Raw genomic sequence first — 16,517 nt, forward strand, 5'->3', positions numbered from 1 at the left:
TGCGGTCGGCACCGCAATAACACTACAACCCGGTGTATCAAATCTGAAGTGCCGATGCCGACAGAAACTGTATCAATTCCTGAGTGCCGTTGACAAGGACCTCGTATCTGGAGGCACCAGCCGTTGCGCACGAAACTTCTCACCAGATTCACTGCAAAAACGAACGCCGCGTTCGCCCATAGGAAGGCGCTACTCCCGCCACCGCGGACGTCTTCGGTGTAGTTGAAAGCGCGCACGGTATTGCGGTCGAATCCGTACGGCAAGCGCGCGAGAAAACGAGGCAGCGTGAGCCCGACATAGCGCGCATCTTCCGTTTCACGAAACGCCTTCCACTTGAGATAGACCGCGCGCTCGAAGTGTCCGGACAGATCGCGTATGCCCGCGACTTCCTCCATCGACGTCCTGCCGAAGAATTCGGGCGAAACCGCGCCAATGAACGGCATGTGCGCCGCAGCCGCTACCTTCGACAGATTGCGCAGCAACGCAATGTCGGGCGCGCTTGCGTCGAATTCATAGTTGGCGATGATTGCGGCGAAGGGATAAGCACCAGGCGTGTCGTATTCCTGGGTGTACGTCTGCAGGAACAGGCCGCTCTGGACCAGCTCGGGTGCATCCTCGAAGTCCTGACGCAATGTCTCTTTCGAGACGTCGAGCACCTCGATATGCACGTTGCGACGGAAATCCGTCCGGTCGACGAGGAATTGCAGGCCGCGCCATGCAGACTCGAGCATCTGGAAAGCCGGATGATGGAGGATGGCGTCGATCTGCTTGCCGAGTAGCAGGTCGATGGCGGCGAGATGATGGTCGATGCGCAATGCGTTCACGCGCGCTCGCTCGACAAGATCTCCCTGTTCGCCCAGAAGTTCGGCATCAAGATCTTTGCAGGGAAGGGCCCGATCGAGATTCAGGCCCAGAGCGATGCAATGTCGCTCGTCGCCAATAAGGATGTGTCGGTGTCGAGCGTTAATGGCGCAGTCTACATCCGCGCCCAAAAAGAGCTGACGCTTGAAAGCGGTGAAGCTTTCATTCAGCTCAAGAACGGCAGCATTACACTTGGTGGCCCGCTTGATCTCTTCATCAAAACAATCACGATCCAGAAGGCAGGCAAAGCGTCGATGTCTATTCCGATACCAGCTTTCCCTCTTTCTCTCGAGCCAGACGAAGAAGTCATCCGGCAAAGCTTCAGCCTGCTAAAGGACGGAACAACGCCGGTAGATGGATACCACTACGATCTCTACCGTGACGATGGTCTGCATACGCAAAGAGGTGAATATTCTGGTGGCGATACGACGACAATATCGGGGCAATCTCCTCTGAAGCTTGTTACATGGATGGCCCAAGACTCGGCACGGAAGGACGCATGAGCGATTTAAGTCCCTCTAACACAGATCAAGCCGCAAGCGGCATTGCTGCGGCACAGCCACTCGATGCCCAAACAAGGCTGCTTGCAGCAATGGCTTACGGTGAATCGTCGTTACAGGACAACCCTGATGAAATGATGGCGATTGCCAGCGTACTTGTGCGGCAACGCGATGCGCGCGGCTATTCCGACATGGCGACGTTCACGCGAAACGACAGTACATTCTCATTTGTAGTAAGTGATGGTAATGCTCGCTATAGCGCGCTAATGAAAGCCAAGGATGACAAAATTGCCAAAACACCGGGCATGCAGGCAGCTATCAGCGCTGCCCGCAACGCGCTTGCGGGTGGTCCGGACAAATCGAATGGCGCCTATTTTTGGGATGGAGCAGACATTAAAACGAACTATGCTCACCATTTCAAAGTAAAGCAGGGTATCAAGATCACCGACCCCAGCCACAACATCTATAACATCCAGGATTCGACCCATCTTGTCATTCTTTACAAGACTACGAAAATAAAAAATAAGAAAACACACCAGGTGACAGTCAAAAAAGAAGAAGTTGGACGCTACGATCACATCTACGACTCAACATCAGCCTATGGCGGTACGATCTTCTGGAAATTCAGTCAGGACTATCTGGACGTCACCCACGCGAAGGAATATAAATGAAAAAATTCGTTGCTGCCGCCTTCTTAACGGCCATGTGGAGCTTGGGGTACGGCGCACCTCCGGACGAAAATCTGGTAAAGAGTTGCCTTTTGGCGCAAGCATTTGCGCCCGCTGTTGCGATTAGAAGCCTGAATCCGCATGAAGTAACTCAGGAAGGTGAATATGCTGCAGGCTTTAATGCGACATATATGTTCAGGTATCGTGGCGCCAACGTCGGGTACGCAGAAAGCAATACCGATCAGGCCTTGATTTTTTTGAATAGGCTTCACAAGGTATCCGGGGCAATACCTTTAGGCGACAATCGTGGAATCAAACGCAGCGCGTTCGATCCGACGTTGGCGCAATGGAGCGTCGCAAAGGAGGGCAAGCAGGAATTCTTTTGCGTCAGCTTCAATTTTGATGGATTAGGGCGAAGCGGGAGTTTTCAAAATATTCACGGGGGATATTTGCTTAATACAAAAACAAAACAAATGTATTTTGTAGTGCGCGACGTCAAGCAATGATTGCCTATTCAGCTCCGACGCGACATCGCCACGGAAATCTCTGGATGATCTTCTGCTTGAAATAGCCGGCAAACAAATCAATCAGCTTCAGATGTAAGCACGCCTCATGTCCTTATTCTTCTAATGTCCTGGCCCATCCCCGTTTTTACAAAGATCGACTATCCCAAACCGATCTCCCTGCGCATATGGTTGCCGACGTTAGCCATCATTGGGGCGAGCGCGGCAGGCGCCGTACTGATGCTGTGGCCGCACGGCAAGCCAACAAATACGCTCGTGTTCTGGGCCACACTCGTTGGAGCGCCACTGGTCGCCTGTGCTTTGACGTTCGGTTTTAAGCTCGACCATTGGGAAGACGAGCAGACCGACGCGGAGGAGTCCGAAAAGGAGCAGAAGCGGCTTGCAGAACTGTGGCGTGAATGGACCCGCCGCCATTTGTCTATCGTGGACGTAGCCGTATTTCCGGCAAGCACGAATGAAGTTGACAAATTCGTCAATGCTAAGGTCGACATCCCGACCAACAGCGGTCGAAGCGTTACATTCGACTGGGCGAAGGGGCGCGCCATAGCGTTCCGACGCACGCGACTGTTGCATCTCATCGCCGTGCGTTTTGCCAACGTACTTCAGATCCGAAAAGAGGTCATCGTCACGCTGATGCTGGCTGACACGTCACCGGCACATGCTGAAGCATGGAGCCAGCGGGTCACGCGCGTTTTCGCGTTTTTGGCCCCGCAAACGAGATTTCACGTTGAAGTGCAATCGGCAAAGGATGGTGTTCAGTGGATTACCCGCCAGGTTGACCTGGTCGATACGGCCACGCGGCTTGTGATTGCCGCACAACTCTGGACAGATGATGACGAAGAGCACGAGTTCAGTGAAGGCGTGGCGGCCTTTCTTATTGAACCAGGTGTCTCGCACGTGGGTTCGATATTCCGTCCCATGACAACGACACGGCCTCCGACTGGTCCCGGCATAGCAACTTCATGATGCGGCACATCGGCTGCGGGCATAAGCCGCCCAGCTATTACGTCAGCTATGGTTACTTTTACTGTTCTAACTATGGCGCGAAATTGAAGCCGACCTTATCCAAAGATGGGCAGGAGTGGCTAGACAATGCGAGGTTCTACCTCCAAAGAAACATGGAAAGAGGACTTGCGCAAAACATGCAGGGAAATGCAATCCAGATGCGCAGTGTAAAGCCGGGAAACGGCAGTTTCAAAATGACCGTTCCTCAATACACGCTTGAACTGGACGACGAGACGTTCAAGAGCTTCGCGTTCAAGACACATCCGCTCGCCTACCTTGATGGCGGGCTGGCCGGTTTGCAGCTTGCGGACATGACGAAGATCACGGGCGGCCCCGCGTTGGAAGAATGGGCCGACTGGCGAACTTACGAGCAGGTATGGGACAGCGGCAAGGTCGTTGCACGCAAGGTCATCGGCGAGGCATGGGATGCCACGAACGCCGATATTGACGACCCGGTGAGCAAGGCGCTGGGGCGGCTGATGGGCGGGAAGTGACATGCGGATGCCCAGGCGCAGGACATTCATTTTCGGCAGCCTTCTCCTGGCCGCCATCGCAACTTACGGATATCACAGCATGACGAACCCAGGCTGGCAGACCATTTCAACGACGTTCATGAAGAACGACAAACCATACGGGGGCGGCAATGCCCGGATAAACGGCAACGATGTTATCAGTCTCAAGATTGCTGATCCGGAAATTACGTTCAAGCCCGTTAGTCAGCGGAAAGATCCGGAATATGCGGAACCTACTGAAGCCTGGATGAACAACACAGCGGAAACCCTCAACCGCAATACCGTTAGTTTCTTCCGCGGTACGATCGACGGAGGGGTGAGACGCTACTTCCTGCAGCCGGGACAGGACGCGTCCTGGTGGTATTCGAAGGACTGGAGCACGCAGTACATCAGCACGGACTGGATGGACTACAAGGCTGCTGAGGCGACGAATGACCTGTCACCGCATATCACGAAGCTCTGGCGCTCGCGCGACGGCGGCAAGAACTGGACACAGCTTGACTGGCCGGAGAACCGCAATATCGGCCAGCTACTGTTCCTGGATCCTGACCGGGGGTACGCAGTTGGCTGGGGACCGCGCGTCTGGCGCACAGCGGATGGCGGGCGCACGTGGAAAGCAATTACGGTTTCGCTGCACGCAACGGAAGACGACGCGCCGCGAAAGACGTTTGACGCCGTGGACCTGGGTCCGGACGGCACGCTGCGTGTTGCCTACTACGTGCCGCAAGAAATGGAGGATGTGCAAGCTGAAGCCATGGTGGAGCGGCTGAATTGGGATAGCGACGCGTTCGAGCCTGACGTGAAGCTTCCCGGTCAGATAATCGTTTCACTCCAGACCGAGCAGGTGCTGCCCGATGACGCCTATGCGGTCTATGCGCTGTCGCGGATTGGGCCGCCGAGAGACTTCATCAAGAACCCAAACGAGAATGGCCACCGGACCGGCGCGCTATCGGCATGGGGCAATCGCGGCAAGCAGACGGCCGAACAGATCCATACCTTCGATTCACGCCTGATGCTGGACGGACTCAGCGTGGGCAAGCGCGGCGTACTACTCGTGTATGCGACCGATGCCACCGGGGAAGGCGCGCCGCGCGACATTACGCTTGCCAGCAGGGACTACGGCAAATCCTGGACCGAGACCAACGACGGCATTACGCAGGGCGTCTATTTTGACGCTGCGACAAACACACAGTACGGCCTGTACGCCTATACGCTGAAAAAGCGGATCTGGTAGGCGTCGGCGTGGCTCTGTGCCTGGTGGTTGCTACCCCGCGGGCCGTGCGCCGTCACCGCGCGTCCACTGATATTGCCCCTGACACAAACTCATCGGCCATCACTATCTCCTGTACCTACTGCATGCGCGTCGGCTTCTGAACATGAGACAGCTATCAAGCAACAAAGCCCGGCGCATGGCCAGGCTTCGCAGATACTTTGTCAGCAGCAGTCCGAGAACGGCACGCCTCAGCCTGCCGTCCCCCCTTCAAACCCCACCCACACACATATACTTGACGACCACATAATCGTCGATGCCATAGTGCGAGCCTTCGCGCCCCAGACCCGACTGCTTGACGCCGCCAAACGGCGCCACTTCGTTCGAAATCAGTCCGGTGTTGATCCCCACCATGCCGTACTCGAGCGCTTCCGCGACGCGCCATACGCGCCCGATGTCGCGGCTATAAAAGTACGACGCAAGACCGAACTCGGTATCGTTCGCGAGCCGGATTACTTCGTCGTCCGATGAAAAACGGAACAGCGGCGCGAGCGGCCCGAAGGTTTCGTCACGCGCCACTTTCATGTCGGGGGTGACATCCGCGAGCACCGTCGGCTCGAAGAAGCCGTGACCTAGCGCATGACGCTTGCCGCCCGTGAGCACGCGCGCGCCTTTGGCGAGCGCGTCCTCAATATGCGACTCGACCTTGAGCACAGCCGCTTCGTTGATCAGCGGACCTTGCGTGACGCCCGCCTCGGTGCCGCGGCCCACCTGCAGTTGTTCGACGGCGGCGCGCAATTTGTCGGCAAAGGCATCGTAGACCTTGTCGTGCACGTAGAAGCGGTTCGTGCACACGCAGGTCTGGCCGCTGTTGCGATACTTCGACGCAATCGCGCCGGCCACGGCGGCGTCGAGATCCGCGTCGTCGAAAACGATGAACGGCGCGTTGCCGCCCAGTTCCAGCGATACCTTCTTCACCGTCGGCGCGCACTGCGCCATCAAGAGACGCCCGACCGGCGTCGAGCCCGTGAACGACAGCTTGCGCACGATCGGATTGCCGGTCATTTCCGCGCCGATCGCTTTCGGCTCGCCCGTCACCACATTGAACACACCGCGCGGCACGCCCGCGCGTTCCGCGAGCACGGCGAGCGCAAGCGCCGAGAGCGGCGTGGCTTCGGCCGGTTTGACGATGATCGGGCAGCCCGCCGCGAGCGCCGGGCCGACCTTGCGCGTAATCATCGCGGCCGGGAAATTCCACGGCGTGATGGCGGCGCACACGCCGACCGGTTCCTTCGTCACGACAATGCGCTTGTCGCTCGCGGGCGTCGGAATCGTGTCGCCATTCACGCGCTTGCCTTCTTCCGCGAACCATTCGAGGAACGACGCGGCGTACTGGATCTCGCCCTTGGCCTCGGCAAGCGGCTTGCCTTGCTCGGTGGTGAGAATCAGCGCGAGGTCGTCGGCGTTCTCCAGCATCAGGTCGTGCCATTTGCGCAGGACCACCGCGCGTTGCTTCGCGGTGCTTGCCCGCCATGCGGGCCACGCGGCGTTCGCCGAGTCGATGGCGCGGCGCGTTTCCGCCGCGCCCATGCGCGGAACCGTCGCGATTACCTCGCCGGTCGCGGGATTCACGACGTCGAAGGTCGCGCCGTCGTCGGCGCCTTGCCATTCGCCCGCAATGTACGCGGTGGTCTTCAGCAGGGACGGGTCTTTCAAAGTTAGCGTGGTCATCGGTCGATTTCCTCAGGCTGCGACAGCAACGCTGTCCTTGATGACGTCCTCGAGAATGGCGAGCGCCTCGTCGAAGACGGCGTCCTGAATCGTCAACGGAAACAGGAAGCGCACCACGTTTGAATAAACGCCGCACACGAGCAGCAGCAGGCCGCGTTCGAGCGCGCGCGCCTGCACGCGCTTCGTGAAGTCCGCGTCCGGCTCCACGCTGCCCGGCTTGCAGAACTCAACGGCCACCATGCCGCCAGGGCCACGCACATCGGCGATTTGCGGCGCATCTTTTTGCAGTTCGATCAGCTTGGCCTTGACGCGATCGCCGAGAACGACGGCGCGCTCGCACAGCTTCTCTTCGTCGATGATGTCGAGCACCGCATGCGCCGCCGCCAGCGCGAGCGGATTGCCCGCGTACGTGCCGCCGAGTCCGCCGGGCGCCGCGGCGTCCATCACGTCGGCGCGGCCGATCACGCCCGACAGCGGCATGCCGCCCGCGAGGCTCTTTGCGACCGTCATCAGGTCAGGCACGACGTCGTAGTGATGCATCGCGAACAGCTTGCCGGTGCGCGCGAAGCCGGTTTGCACTTCATCGGCGATCAGCAGAATGCCGTGCTCGTTGCACAGCTTGCGCAGCGCGCGCACGAACTCGGCCGGCGCGGGATAGAAGCCGCCTTCGCCCTGAACCGGTTCGAAGATGATCGCGGCCACGCGCTTGGGATCGATGTCGGCCTTGAACAAAAAGTCGATGGCCTTCAGCGAATCGGCGGTGGTCACGCCATGCAACGGATTCGGAAACGGCGCATGGAACACGTCCGACGGGAACGGCCCGAAGCCGAGCTTGTACGGCGCGACCTTGCCGGTCAGCGCCATGCCCATCAGCGTGCGGCCGTGAAAGCCGCCGGTGAAGGCGATCACGCCCGGACGCCCGGTCGCGGCGCGCGCGATCTTGATCGCGTTTTCGACGGCTTCGGCGCCGGTCGTGAAGAAAGCGGTTTTCTTCGGATGATCGCCGGGCGCACGCTCGTTGAGCTTTTCAGCGAGTTCGACATACGACGCGTAGGGCACGATCTGATAAGCGGTGTGCGTGAAATGATCGAGCTGGTCGCGAATCGCGGCCACGATCTTCGGATGACGATGGCCCGTGTTGCACACGGCGATCCCTGCGGCGAAGTCGATAAAGCGGCGGCCTTCCACGTCCCAAAGCTCCGCGTTTTCGGCCCGCGCCGCGTAAAAATCGCACATTACGCCGACGCCGCGCGGCGTGGCTGCGTCCTTGCGGCTCTTCAGTTCTGCGTTCTTCAGGTTCATCACGTGGCTCCTCGCTGTCGGCGGACGCCGCGCGGCAAGGCGCGGCACATGCAGCGACTATAGTGAGATTTGGCTCTGAGCTTCAGAGCCATTTCTATAAAAATGTAGGAGCCAATTTGGCCGGCGAGCGGATTCACCGGGCGCGGCGGATTTGCGTCAGATGCGAATCAGCACTGCCCCGAGCGTAACAAGCGCGCACGCCACGATGCGCCGCGCGGTCAGCTTCTCGCGCATGAACAGCCAGCCGATCAGCACCGCGAAGATCGAGCTCAATTCGCGCAGCGCGGAGACCATCGCGATCGGCAGATAGCGGTAAGCCTCGATGATCAGGCAATACGCGAACAACGCGAGCGCGCCCGACGCGATGCCCTTGAGCACCACCGCGCGGCCGATGAACAGCCCCTTCGCCCCGCCGCGCCAATGCCACGCGAGCAGGAACTGCGGCACGTTCCAGATCAGATAGACCCACATGATGTAACTGAGGCCATTGCCCGCGACGCGCGCGCCGATTCCGTCGACAACCGAATACGTGGAGATGAAAAAGCCGGTCAGCAGCGCGAACGGCACGCTCTCGCCGGAGAAGCGCATGCCGCGCCGAAACGCGAGCGAAACGATGCCGCACGACACCAGCGCGACGCCGATCGCCGCGAGCGGTTTCAGCGATTCATGAGCGAACACGAGCGCGCCGACGAACACCAGCATCGGCGACAGGCCGCGCGCAATCGGATAGATCTGGCCGAAGTCGCCGCTTCGATAAGCGCGGATCAACGCGAGCAGATAGCCGAACTCGAGCACGACCGACGCGAAGATATACGGCCACGCGGCAGGCGCGGGCATCGGCAGGACGATCACGCCGACCGCGCTCACGGCGAGGTAAGGAATCGCCATCATGCCGAGCAGCCAGATGCGGTCTTCCGACAGATGCAGGAACGCATTCCACGTCGCGTGGAGCAGCGCCGACAGCAAGACCAGCAGGACGACGACGGTTTCCATGGAAGGCGAGAACGGGCCAAGGGTTAGCTGGCCCGACTCCGGCCGCAAGCCCGTGATTATTCCAGCAGAACGCGCGACGCGATGAGTGGGCGACTAAAGCAAAGGGGCTTTATGGGGCGAAAATCGCAAATTTGTGGCACCGAAGATGACGGGCAAATGACGGCCAAATGACGTGCGTGTGACGGCGTTTCACATCTGCTCAGCCGTCATGCTGGCTGACTTGCAGCCAGGCTATATTGCGTCATTCGCCGTGCCGTCCCTGACATCCCGCACTCCTCGCGACGCCCACATGCAGCCTTTGAGCTTCCTTCCCGACACCTTTGCGGAGTACGAAGATCTCAAGACGATCCTCGATCAGGGCAGCGCGAGCTTCGCGATCCGCACGGTCTGCGAGACGACGGTGCGCGGCCGGCGCTTCGGCGTGCATACCGCGAGTATCGGCTCGACCGATCCGCAGGCGCCGGCCATCGGCTTCTTCGGCGGCATTCATGGGCTCGAGCGAATCGGCTCGCAACTCGTGCTCGACTACATGCGCGCGCTGCTTGCGCGGCTCGAGTGGGACGAACTGCTCGTCCGCCAACTGCAGTCCATTCGCCTCGTGTTTATGCCGATCGTCAATCCCGGTGGGATGTGGGCGGCCACGCGCGCCAATCCGAACGGCGTCGACCTGATGCGCAATGCGCCGCAAAACGCCGACGAACGCGTGCCGCTGCTCGCCGGCGGCCAGCGCGTCGGCGCATGGCTGCCGTGGTATCGCGGACGCCGCGGCGGTCCTATGGAAGCCGAGGCCGCGGCGCTGCTTCAGGTGGTCGAAACGGAACTGGCGGCACGGCCGTTGAGCATCGCGCTCGATTGCCATTCGGGCTACGGCTGGAGCGACAGCATCTGGTTTCCGTACGCACGCACTCGCAAGCTGATGCCGCATTTGCCGGAAATGTACGTGCTGAAAACGATGTTCGAGCGCTCGCATCCGCATCATGGCTACACGTTCGAGCCGCAAAGCCATCAATATCTGCTGCACGGCGATCTTTGGGACTTCGCGTACGACCGCGCGCCCGCACCCAACGTCTTTCTGCCGATGACGCTAGAACTCGGCTCATGGCTGTGGATCAAGAAGAACCCGCGCCAATTGTTTTCGCGTCAGGGCTTCTTCAATCCGGTGAAGGCGCATCGCACGGCGCGCGTGTTACGGCGTCACGCGAACCTGCTGGATTTTCTGGCGCGCGCGGCTTTCTCGTCGCAGCGCTGGCTGCCGCAAGGCAATCGCCGCGAGCAATTGCTGCAAAGCGCGATCGATCATTGGTACAAGGCGCACACGGCATGAGCACGTGGATTTTGCTGCGCGGCCTGACACGCGAGACGCGTCATTGGGGACGCCTGCCCGACGCGTTGCGCGAAGCCACTGGCGGCGGGCCGCATCTGCTGCTGCTCGATCTGCCGGGCAACGGCGAGTTCGCGCAGTTGCGCGCGCCGTCGACGGTCGCCGCGATGGTCGAATTCGTGCGCGCGGCTGCGAGGCAACGAGGCGCGGCGGGCCCGTTCAACATACTGGCGATGTCGCTCGGCGGCATGGTCGCGACCGCCTGGGCGCAGCGGCATGCCGATGACATCGAGCGGCTCGTGCTGATCAACACGAGCATGCGTCCGTTCAGCCGCGTGCATGAGCGGCTGCGTCCGTCGGCGTGGCCGCGTCTCGTGACAGTTGCTACGCATTGGCACGACGCGCTGCGCGCCGAGACCGTTATTCATCGGTTGACGTGCAATAACGCCGACACGCTCCAGGCCGATCTTGAATCATGGGCCACGATTCGCCGCAGCGCACCGGTGAGCCGCGGCAATGCATGGCGGCAACTGTGGGCGGCGGCGCGCTTTACCGCCGGCACGGCAAAACCGGCTTGCCCGCTGCTGCTTCTGTCGTCGCGCGACGACCGGCTCGTTGATCCCGCATGTTCGGCAAGGCTCGCGGCGGCGTGGGGCGCGCCGCATCGCGAGCATGCATGGGCCGGTCACGATCTGCCGCACGACGATCCCGCGTGGGTCGCCGAGCAAATTCGCGCATGGCTTGCCCACGAAACCGTCGAGAGCACGGCCACGCGTTAAGCCGCGATAGGCCAGCCGCGTTAAGCCGCAATTGCGCGCTTGCAGCATAAGCCGAGGCAGCGGGTATAACCTAACTCGCGGCGCCGGTTGCCCTGCTGCATGCAGGTGCATAATCGTTCCTCAGACGATGCATCCGATCCGGGCAATTCCCACATTGCCGCCAACCGGGGGAGTTCATCATGCAAGCAAAGAACGAAGAAGCCGTCACGCACTTGCTGAACGATGTCGTCGAGTTTGCACGAGCGCGCTTGCCCGAGCCGGCGTTTGACATCGTCGAACCGTTTTTGCGGCACTACTACGATTTCGTCGACGCGGACGATCTGCAAAGCCGCTCCATCCCCGATCTGTACGGCGCCGCGCTCGCGCACTGGCAGACCGCGCAGCGCTTCGTGCCGGGCAAGGAAAGGCTGCGCGTCTATAACCCGATTCTCGAACAGCATGGCTGGCATTCCGATCACACGGTGATCGAGATCGTCAACGACGACATGCCGTTCCTGGTCGACTCCGTTTCGATGGCGGTCAATCGCCAGGGACTCGCGCTGCATTCGGTCGTGCATCCGGTGTTTCGCATCTGGCGCGGCGCCGATGGCGACATCGCGCGCGTGACGCAAGGCGCCGAAGAAGCCGCCGACACGCGCTCGCAACTGGCCTCGTTCATTCACTTCGAAGTGGACCGTTGCGGCGACGCGGCAAAGCTCGATGCGCTGCGCGACGACATCGCGAAAGTGCTGCGCGACGTGCGCGCCGCGGTGGAAGACTGGCCGAAGATAGTCGAACTTGCGCGCGTCACGATCAAAGGCATGAAGGTCGGCGAGAGCGGGCCGGATGCGATGGAAGCGCGTGCGTTCCTCGAATGGATGGTCGCCGATCATTTCACGTTTCTCGGCCAGCGCGACTATGAACTGGTGCAACAGGGCACAGACTACGGCTTGCGCGCGGTGCCCGGCTCGGGCCTCGGCATCATGCGCGACGAATTGCGCGCAAGCGCTGACGGCGCTGCGGCCGCATCGGAAGTGACCGTATTGCCTCCGGCCGCCGCCGAAATCATTTCCAGCGCGTCGCCGATCTTTCTCACCAAGGCCAACTCGCGCGCGACCGTGCATCGGCCAGGCTACCTCGATTATGTCGGCATCAAGCTGACCGGCGCGGACGGCAAGGTGATCGGCGAGCGGCGCTTCATCGGGCTTTACACATCCACCGCGTATTTTTTGTCGGCGGCGGAGATTCCTATCGTGCGGCGCAAATGCGCAAATATCGTGAGACGGGCCGGATTCTTGCCAAAAGGTCATCTCGCGAAATCGCTCGTGACGGTGCTCGAAACCTATCCGCGCGACGAACTCTTCCAGGCCGACGAAAACCAGCTCTACGATACCGCGCTCGGTGTACTGCGTTTGCAGGAACATCAGCGCACGCGTCTTTTCGTGCGGCGCGATCGCTTCGACCGCTTCGTGTCGTGCCTCGTGTTCGTGCCGCGCGACAAGTACAACACCGATTTGCGGCAACGTATCGCCAATCTGCTCGCCGACGCCTTCAACGGAGCCAGCGTCGAATTCACGCCGCTGCTTTCGGAATCGACACTCGCGCGCATTCACTTCGTGGTTCACGCAAAGCCGGGCGGCATGCCGCGTGTCGACACACGCGAACTCGAAGCGCGCCTCGTGCAGGTCGCGCGCCGCTGGCAGGACGATCTTGCCGATGCGCTGCTCGACGCATTCGGCGAAGAGCAGGGCAACCGTCTGTTGCAACACTACGCGGATTCGTTTCCGCCGGGCTATCGCGACGACTATGCCGCGCGCACGGCAGTACGCGACATCGAGTTGATCGAACGCGTGCAGGGCAGCGAGCGGCTCGCGATGAACCTCTATCGTCCGATCGAAGCCGGGCCGCGCGCGTTCCGCTTCAAGGTGTATCGCGCGGGCATGCCGATCGCGCTGTCGCGCAGTTTGCCGATGCTCGAACATCTCGGCGTGCGCGTCGATGAAGAGCGGCCGTATCTGATCGAGGCGCTCGGCTCGACGCCAGCATGGATTCACGACTTCGGCCTGGAACTTGCCGACGACGCGGAGTTCGACATCGAGCGCGTGAAGGACCTTTTCGAAGACGCGTTCGAGCAGGTATGGACCGGCGCGATAGAAAGCGACGACTTCAACCGCCTCGTTCTGCGTGCGCAATTGAGCGCGCGCGAAGTGACGATACTGCGCGCGTATGCGAAGTATCTGCGCCAGGTCGGCTCCACGTTCAGCGACGCGTATATCGAGCGCGCGGTGACCGGCAATCCCGCGATCGCGCGAATGCTCGTCGAATTGTTTGTCGCGCGTTTCGATCCGGCGCATGGCGGCACACGCGAAGCGCGCATCGAGAACTTGATGAAAACGATCGACGGCGCGCTCGATCAGGTTCCCAATCTCGACGAAGACCGCATCTTGCGGCAGTTTCTCGGCGTCATCAAGGCGACGCAGCGCACCAACTATTACGTGTTCGATGCGGATGGCAAGCCGAAGCCGTATCTGTCGTTCAAGTTCAATCCCGCGCAAGTGCCCGGCTTGCCCGAGCCCAAGCCGATGTTCGAGATATGGGTCTACTCGCCGCGCGTGGAAGGCGTGCATTTGCGCGGCGGACGTGTCGCGCGTGGCGGCTTGCGCTGGTCGGATCGTCGCGAGGATTTCCGCACGGAAGTGCTGGGTCTGATGAAGGCGCAGATGGTGAAGAACGTCGTGATCGTGCCGGTCGGCTCGAAGGGCGGCTTCGTCGTGAAGAACCCGCCGCCGCAAAGCGAGCGCGATGCCTGGATGCGCGAAGGCATTGCCTGCTATCAAACGTTTCTGCGCGGCCTGCTCGATCTGACCGACAACCTTGCGGGCACAACCGTCGTGCCGCCGCGCGACGTGGTGCGGCACGATCCCGACGACCCGTATCTGGTCGTTGCCGCCGACAAAGGCACGGCCACGTTCTCCGACTACGCGAACGCGATCTCGCAGGAATATGGCTTCTGGCTCGACGACGCATTCGCGTCCGGCGGCTCGGTCGGCTACGACCACAAGAAGATGGCAATTACCGCGCGCGGCGCGTGGGAGTCGGTGAAGCGGCACTTCCGCGAAATGGGCGTCGATACTCAAACGATGGACTTCACGGTGGTCGGCATCGGCGATATGTCGGGCGATGTGTTCGGCAACGGCATGCTGTTGTCGCCGCATATCAGGCTCGTGGCCGCGTTCGATCATCGGCATATTTTCCTCGACCCGAATCCCGATCCGGCGACGAGTCTTGCCGAGCGCGGGCGGCTCTTTCTTCTCGACCGCTCGAGTTGGGCCGACTACGATCCTTCGCTGATTTCAGCGGGCGGCGGCATATTTGCGCGCACCGCCAAGACGATTCCGTTGTCGCCCGCGGTGCAGTCGGTGCTCGGTATCAGTGCGCCGGCGTTGTCGCCCGCCGAACTGATGCGCGCGATTTTGCAGGCGCCCGTCGACCTGCTTTACAACGGCGGCATCGGCACCTACGTGAAGGCGACGCGCGAAACGCATCTGCAAGTGGGCGACCGCGCGAACGATGCGATCCGCGTGAACGGCGCCGAATTGCGCTGCAAAGTCGTGGCCGAAGGCGGCAATCTCGGGCTCACGCAACTCGGCCGCATCGAGTTCGCGCAGCGCGGCGGGCGCATCAATACGGATGCAATCGACAACTCCGCCGGTGTCGACTGTTCGGACCACGAGGTCAACATCAAGATCCTGCTCGGACTGGTCGTGGCCGACGGCGAGATGACCGACAAGCAGCGCAATGCGCTGCTCGCCGAAATGACCGATGAAGTCGGCCTGCTCGTGCTGAAGGACAACTATTACCAGACGCAGGCACTGTCGATTGCAGGCCGTTTCGGCGTCGAACTGCTGGATGCCGAAGCGCGCCTCATGCGCTTTCTCGAGCGCGCGGGCCGCCTGAATCGCGGGATCGAGTTTCTTCCTAGCGACGAAGACGTGGCCGAGCGGCAAGCCGCCAAACAAGGACTCACCACGCCGGAGCGCGCAGTGCTGCTCGCGTACAGCAAGATGTGGCTGTACGACGCGCTGCTCGATTCGCCGGTGCCGGAAGATCCGCTCGTCAGCGACATGCTGATCGAATACTTTCCGAAGCCCTTGCGTCAGCGTTTCAGCGAGCCGATGCAGCGGCACCCGCTGCGCCGCGAGATTCTCGCGACGCATCTCACGAACGCACTGGTGAACCGCGTCGGCTGCGAGTTCGTGCACCGGCTGATGGAGGAGACGGATGCGCGGCCGGGCGACATCGTGCGGGCCTGCATCATGGCGCGCGATGTGTTCGACCTCGATCACGTCTGGCACAGCATCGACGCGCTCGATAACCGCGTCGCCGATGACGTGCAGGCGCGCATGTTCGTCGAAGTCGCGCGGCTCGTCGAACGTTCGGCGTTGTGGTTCTTGCGGCATCTGTCGTCGCCGGCGGTGAATGGCGACGACGTGACGGATCTGCTCGCGCGTTGCCGCGACGCCGCGCAGCGTCTCGCGCCGCAATGGCCCGCGCTGTTGCCGGCCGCGGATCTCGAAGCGCTGTCCGAACGACAACGCGTGCTGGTGGATGCGGGCGTGGACAGCGACCTCGCGGTACGCATCGCCAGTGGCGAAATCTCGGCTGCGCTGCTCGACATTGCGGAAGTGGCATCGACGTGCGAGCGCAAACTCGAACTCGTGGCGGGCGTTTATTTCGCGCTCGGCACGCTGCTGAATTACCACTGGATCAGCGAACGCGCGGCCGCGCTGCCCGCGCCGTCGCACTGGGACATGCTCGCGCGCGCATCGGCATTGGCGGAACTCGCGCGCCTCAAACGCGCGCTCACGACGAGCGCGCTCGCCGGCGCCGACGACTCGGCCGCGCCCGACACGCTGGTTCAAGCCTGGCGCGACAGGCGGGGCGCACAACTGGAACGCTATGCGCGTTTGCTTGCCGATCTGCGCGCCACGGGGGGCGCGAGTCTGTCGATGCTGCTGGTGATCGTGCGCGAGATGGCCGCGCTCGAGAGGGCATGAGGGTTGCGTGGAGACTGCGTTGACGGCGCGGCGCAACACATGGCGCGCCGCTGTTGGACCATGCTGTGCGGCATG

Annotated in this window: 11 protein-coding genes and 2 pseudogenes; 9 read left to right on the top strand and 4 right to left on the bottom strand. The window is 61.3% G+C overall.

The genetic code is table 11. The features are described 5' to 3' along the window. Window positions 1-95: 95 nt before the first annotated feature. Window positions 96-824: pseudogene (tssC, locus tag C8K18_RS20200) on the bottom strand (type VI secretion system contractile sheath large subunit); the annotation flags it as partial. Window positions 825-836: 12 nt separating this feature from the next. On the opposite strand from tssC, the pseudogene C8K18_RS20205 reads away from it, so the two are divergent. The 6 genes and pseudogenes from C8K18_RS20205 to C8K18_RS20230 all read left to right on the top strand — a co-directional run. Then, a pseudogene (locus C8K18_RS20205) lies at window positions 837-1,364 on the top strand (DUF2345 domain-containing protein); the annotation flags it as partial. Continuing rightward, window positions 1,361-2,032: a hypothetical protein gene (locus C8K18_RS20210; protein WP_053860064.1), complete on the top strand. Its 672-nt coding sequence runs from the start codon at window positions 1,361-1,363 to the stop codon at window positions 2,030-2,032. The pseudogene C8K18_RS20205 and the gene C8K18_RS20210, both read left to right, overlap by 4 nt. Then, window positions 2,029-2,535: a hypothetical protein gene (locus C8K18_RS20215; RefSeq protein ID WP_107709377.1), complete on the top strand. Its 507-nt coding sequence runs from the start codon at window positions 2,029-2,031 to the stop codon at window positions 2,533-2,535. Before C8K18_RS20210 ends, C8K18_RS20215 begins: the two co-directional genes overlap by 4 nt. Window positions 2,536-2,658: 123 nt before the next feature. Then, a complete protein-coding gene (locus C8K18_RS20220) occupies window positions 2,659-3,519 on the top strand; it encodes a hypothetical protein (protein ID WP_107709379.1) in 861 nt (286 codons plus the stop codon). Next, complete coding sequence (locus tag C8K18_RS20225; RefSeq protein ID WP_258196166.1) at window positions 3,516-4,052, top strand: hypothetical protein; 537 nt, start codon at window positions 3,516-3,518, stop codon at window positions 4,050-4,052. Before C8K18_RS20220 ends, C8K18_RS20225 begins: the two co-directional genes overlap by 4 nt. Before the next feature lie 79 nt (window positions 4,053-4,131). Continuing rightward, window positions 4,132-5,304, top strand: coding sequence for a glycosyl hydrolase (locus C8K18_RS20230; RefSeq protein WP_165919835.1), 1,173 nt, complete (start codon window positions 4,132-4,134; stop codon window positions 5,302-5,304). A 246-nt stretch (window positions 5,305-5,550) separates the two neighbouring features. Here C8K18_RS20230 and gabD read toward each other — a convergent pair whose 3' ends face one another. The 3 genes from gabD to C8K18_RS20245 form a co-directional block, all read right to left on the bottom strand. After that, window positions 5,551-7,011 (bottom strand): NADP-dependent succinate-semialdehyde dehydrogenase, encoded by a 1,461-nt coding sequence (gene gabD, locus C8K18_RS20235; RefSeq protein ID WP_107709383.1) that lies wholly within the window; start codon window positions 7,009-7,011, stop codon window positions 5,551-5,553. 12 nt (window positions 7,012-7,023) lie between these two features. Further along, window positions 7,024-8,313, bottom strand: a complete 1,290-nt coding sequence (locus C8K18_RS20240) for a 4-aminobutyrate--2-oxoglutarate transaminase (protein WP_029970101.1) — start codon at window positions 8,311-8,313, stop codon at window positions 7,024-7,026. A gap of 156 nt (window positions 8,314-8,469) precedes the next feature. Then, window positions 8,470-9,306, bottom strand: a complete 837-nt coding sequence (locus C8K18_RS20245; RefSeq protein ID WP_006049445.1) for a DMT family transporter — start codon at window positions 9,304-9,306, stop codon at window positions 8,470-8,472. 289 nt (window positions 9,307-9,595) lie between these two features. Here C8K18_RS20245 and C8K18_RS20250 point away from each other — a divergent pair, with 289 nt between their 5' ends. The 3 genes from C8K18_RS20250 (at window position 9,596) to C8K18_RS20260 (ending at window position 16,442) form a co-directional block, all read left to right on the top strand. After that, entirely contained in the window at window positions 9,596-10,630 is a 1,035-nt protein-coding gene (locus C8K18_RS20250; RefSeq protein ID WP_107709385.1) for a M14 family zinc carboxypeptidase, read from the top strand. After that, a complete protein-coding gene (locus C8K18_RS20255; RefSeq protein WP_107709387.1) occupies window positions 10,627-11,406 on the top strand; it encodes an alpha/beta fold hydrolase in 780 nt (259 codons plus the stop codon). Before C8K18_RS20250 ends, C8K18_RS20255 begins: the two co-directional genes overlap by 4 nt. Window positions 11,407-11,585: 179 nt before the next feature. Further along, on the top strand, window positions 11,586-16,442 hold the full coding sequence (locus C8K18_RS20260; protein ID WP_107709389.1) for an NAD-glutamate dehydrogenase: 4,857 nt from the start codon (window positions 11,586-11,588) through the stop codon (window positions 16,440-16,442). The last annotated feature ends 75 nt before the right edge of the window (window positions 16,443-16,517 follow it).

Source organism: Paraburkholderia sp. GV068 (assembly GCF_003058125.1).
Lineage (GTDB): Bacteria > Pseudomonadota > Gammaproteobacteria > Burkholderiales > Burkholderiaceae > Paraburkholderia > Paraburkholderia graminis.

Coding starts and splice junctions, on each gene's coding strand:
- C8K18_RS20250 (WP_107709385.1), top strand. CDS start 9,596: ATGCAGCCTTTGAGCTTCCTTCCCGACACCTTTGCGGAGTACGAAGAT.
- C8K18_RS20245 (WP_006049445.1), bottom strand. CDS start 9,306: ATGGAAACCGTCGTCGTCCTGCTGGTCTTGCTGTCGGCGCTGCTCCAC.
- C8K18_RS20260 (WP_107709389.1), top strand. CDS start 11,586: ATGCAAGCAAAGAACGAAGAAGCCGTCACGCACTTGCTGAACGATGTC.
- C8K18_RS20230 (WP_165919835.1), top strand. CDS start 4,132: ATGACGAACCCAGGCTGGCAGACCATTTCAACGACGTTCATGAAGAAC.
- C8K18_RS20240 (WP_029970101.1), bottom strand. CDS start 8,313: ATGAACCTGAAGAACGCAGAACTGAAGAGCCGCAAGGACGCAGCCACG.
- gabD (WP_107709383.1), bottom strand. CDS start 7,011: ATGACCACGCTAACTTTGAAAGACCCGTCCCTGCTGAAGACCACCGCG.
- C8K18_RS20210 (WP_053860064.1), top strand. CDS start 1,361: ATGAGCGATTTAAGTCCCTCTAACACAGATCAAGCCGCAAGCGGCATT.
- C8K18_RS20225 (WP_258196166.1), top strand. CDS start 3,516: ATGATGCGGCACATCGGCTGCGGGCATAAGCCGCCCAGCTATTACGTC.
- C8K18_RS20255 (WP_107709387.1), top strand. CDS start 10,627: ATGAGCACGTGGATTTTGCTGCGCGGCCTGACACGCGAGACGCGTCAT.
- C8K18_RS20215 (WP_107709377.1), top strand. CDS start 2,029: ATGAAAAAATTCGTTGCTGCCGCCTTCTTAACGGCCATGTGGAGCTTG.
- C8K18_RS20220 (WP_107709379.1), top strand. CDS start 2,659: ATGTCCTGGCCCATCCCCGTTTTTACAAAGATCGACTATCCCAAACCG.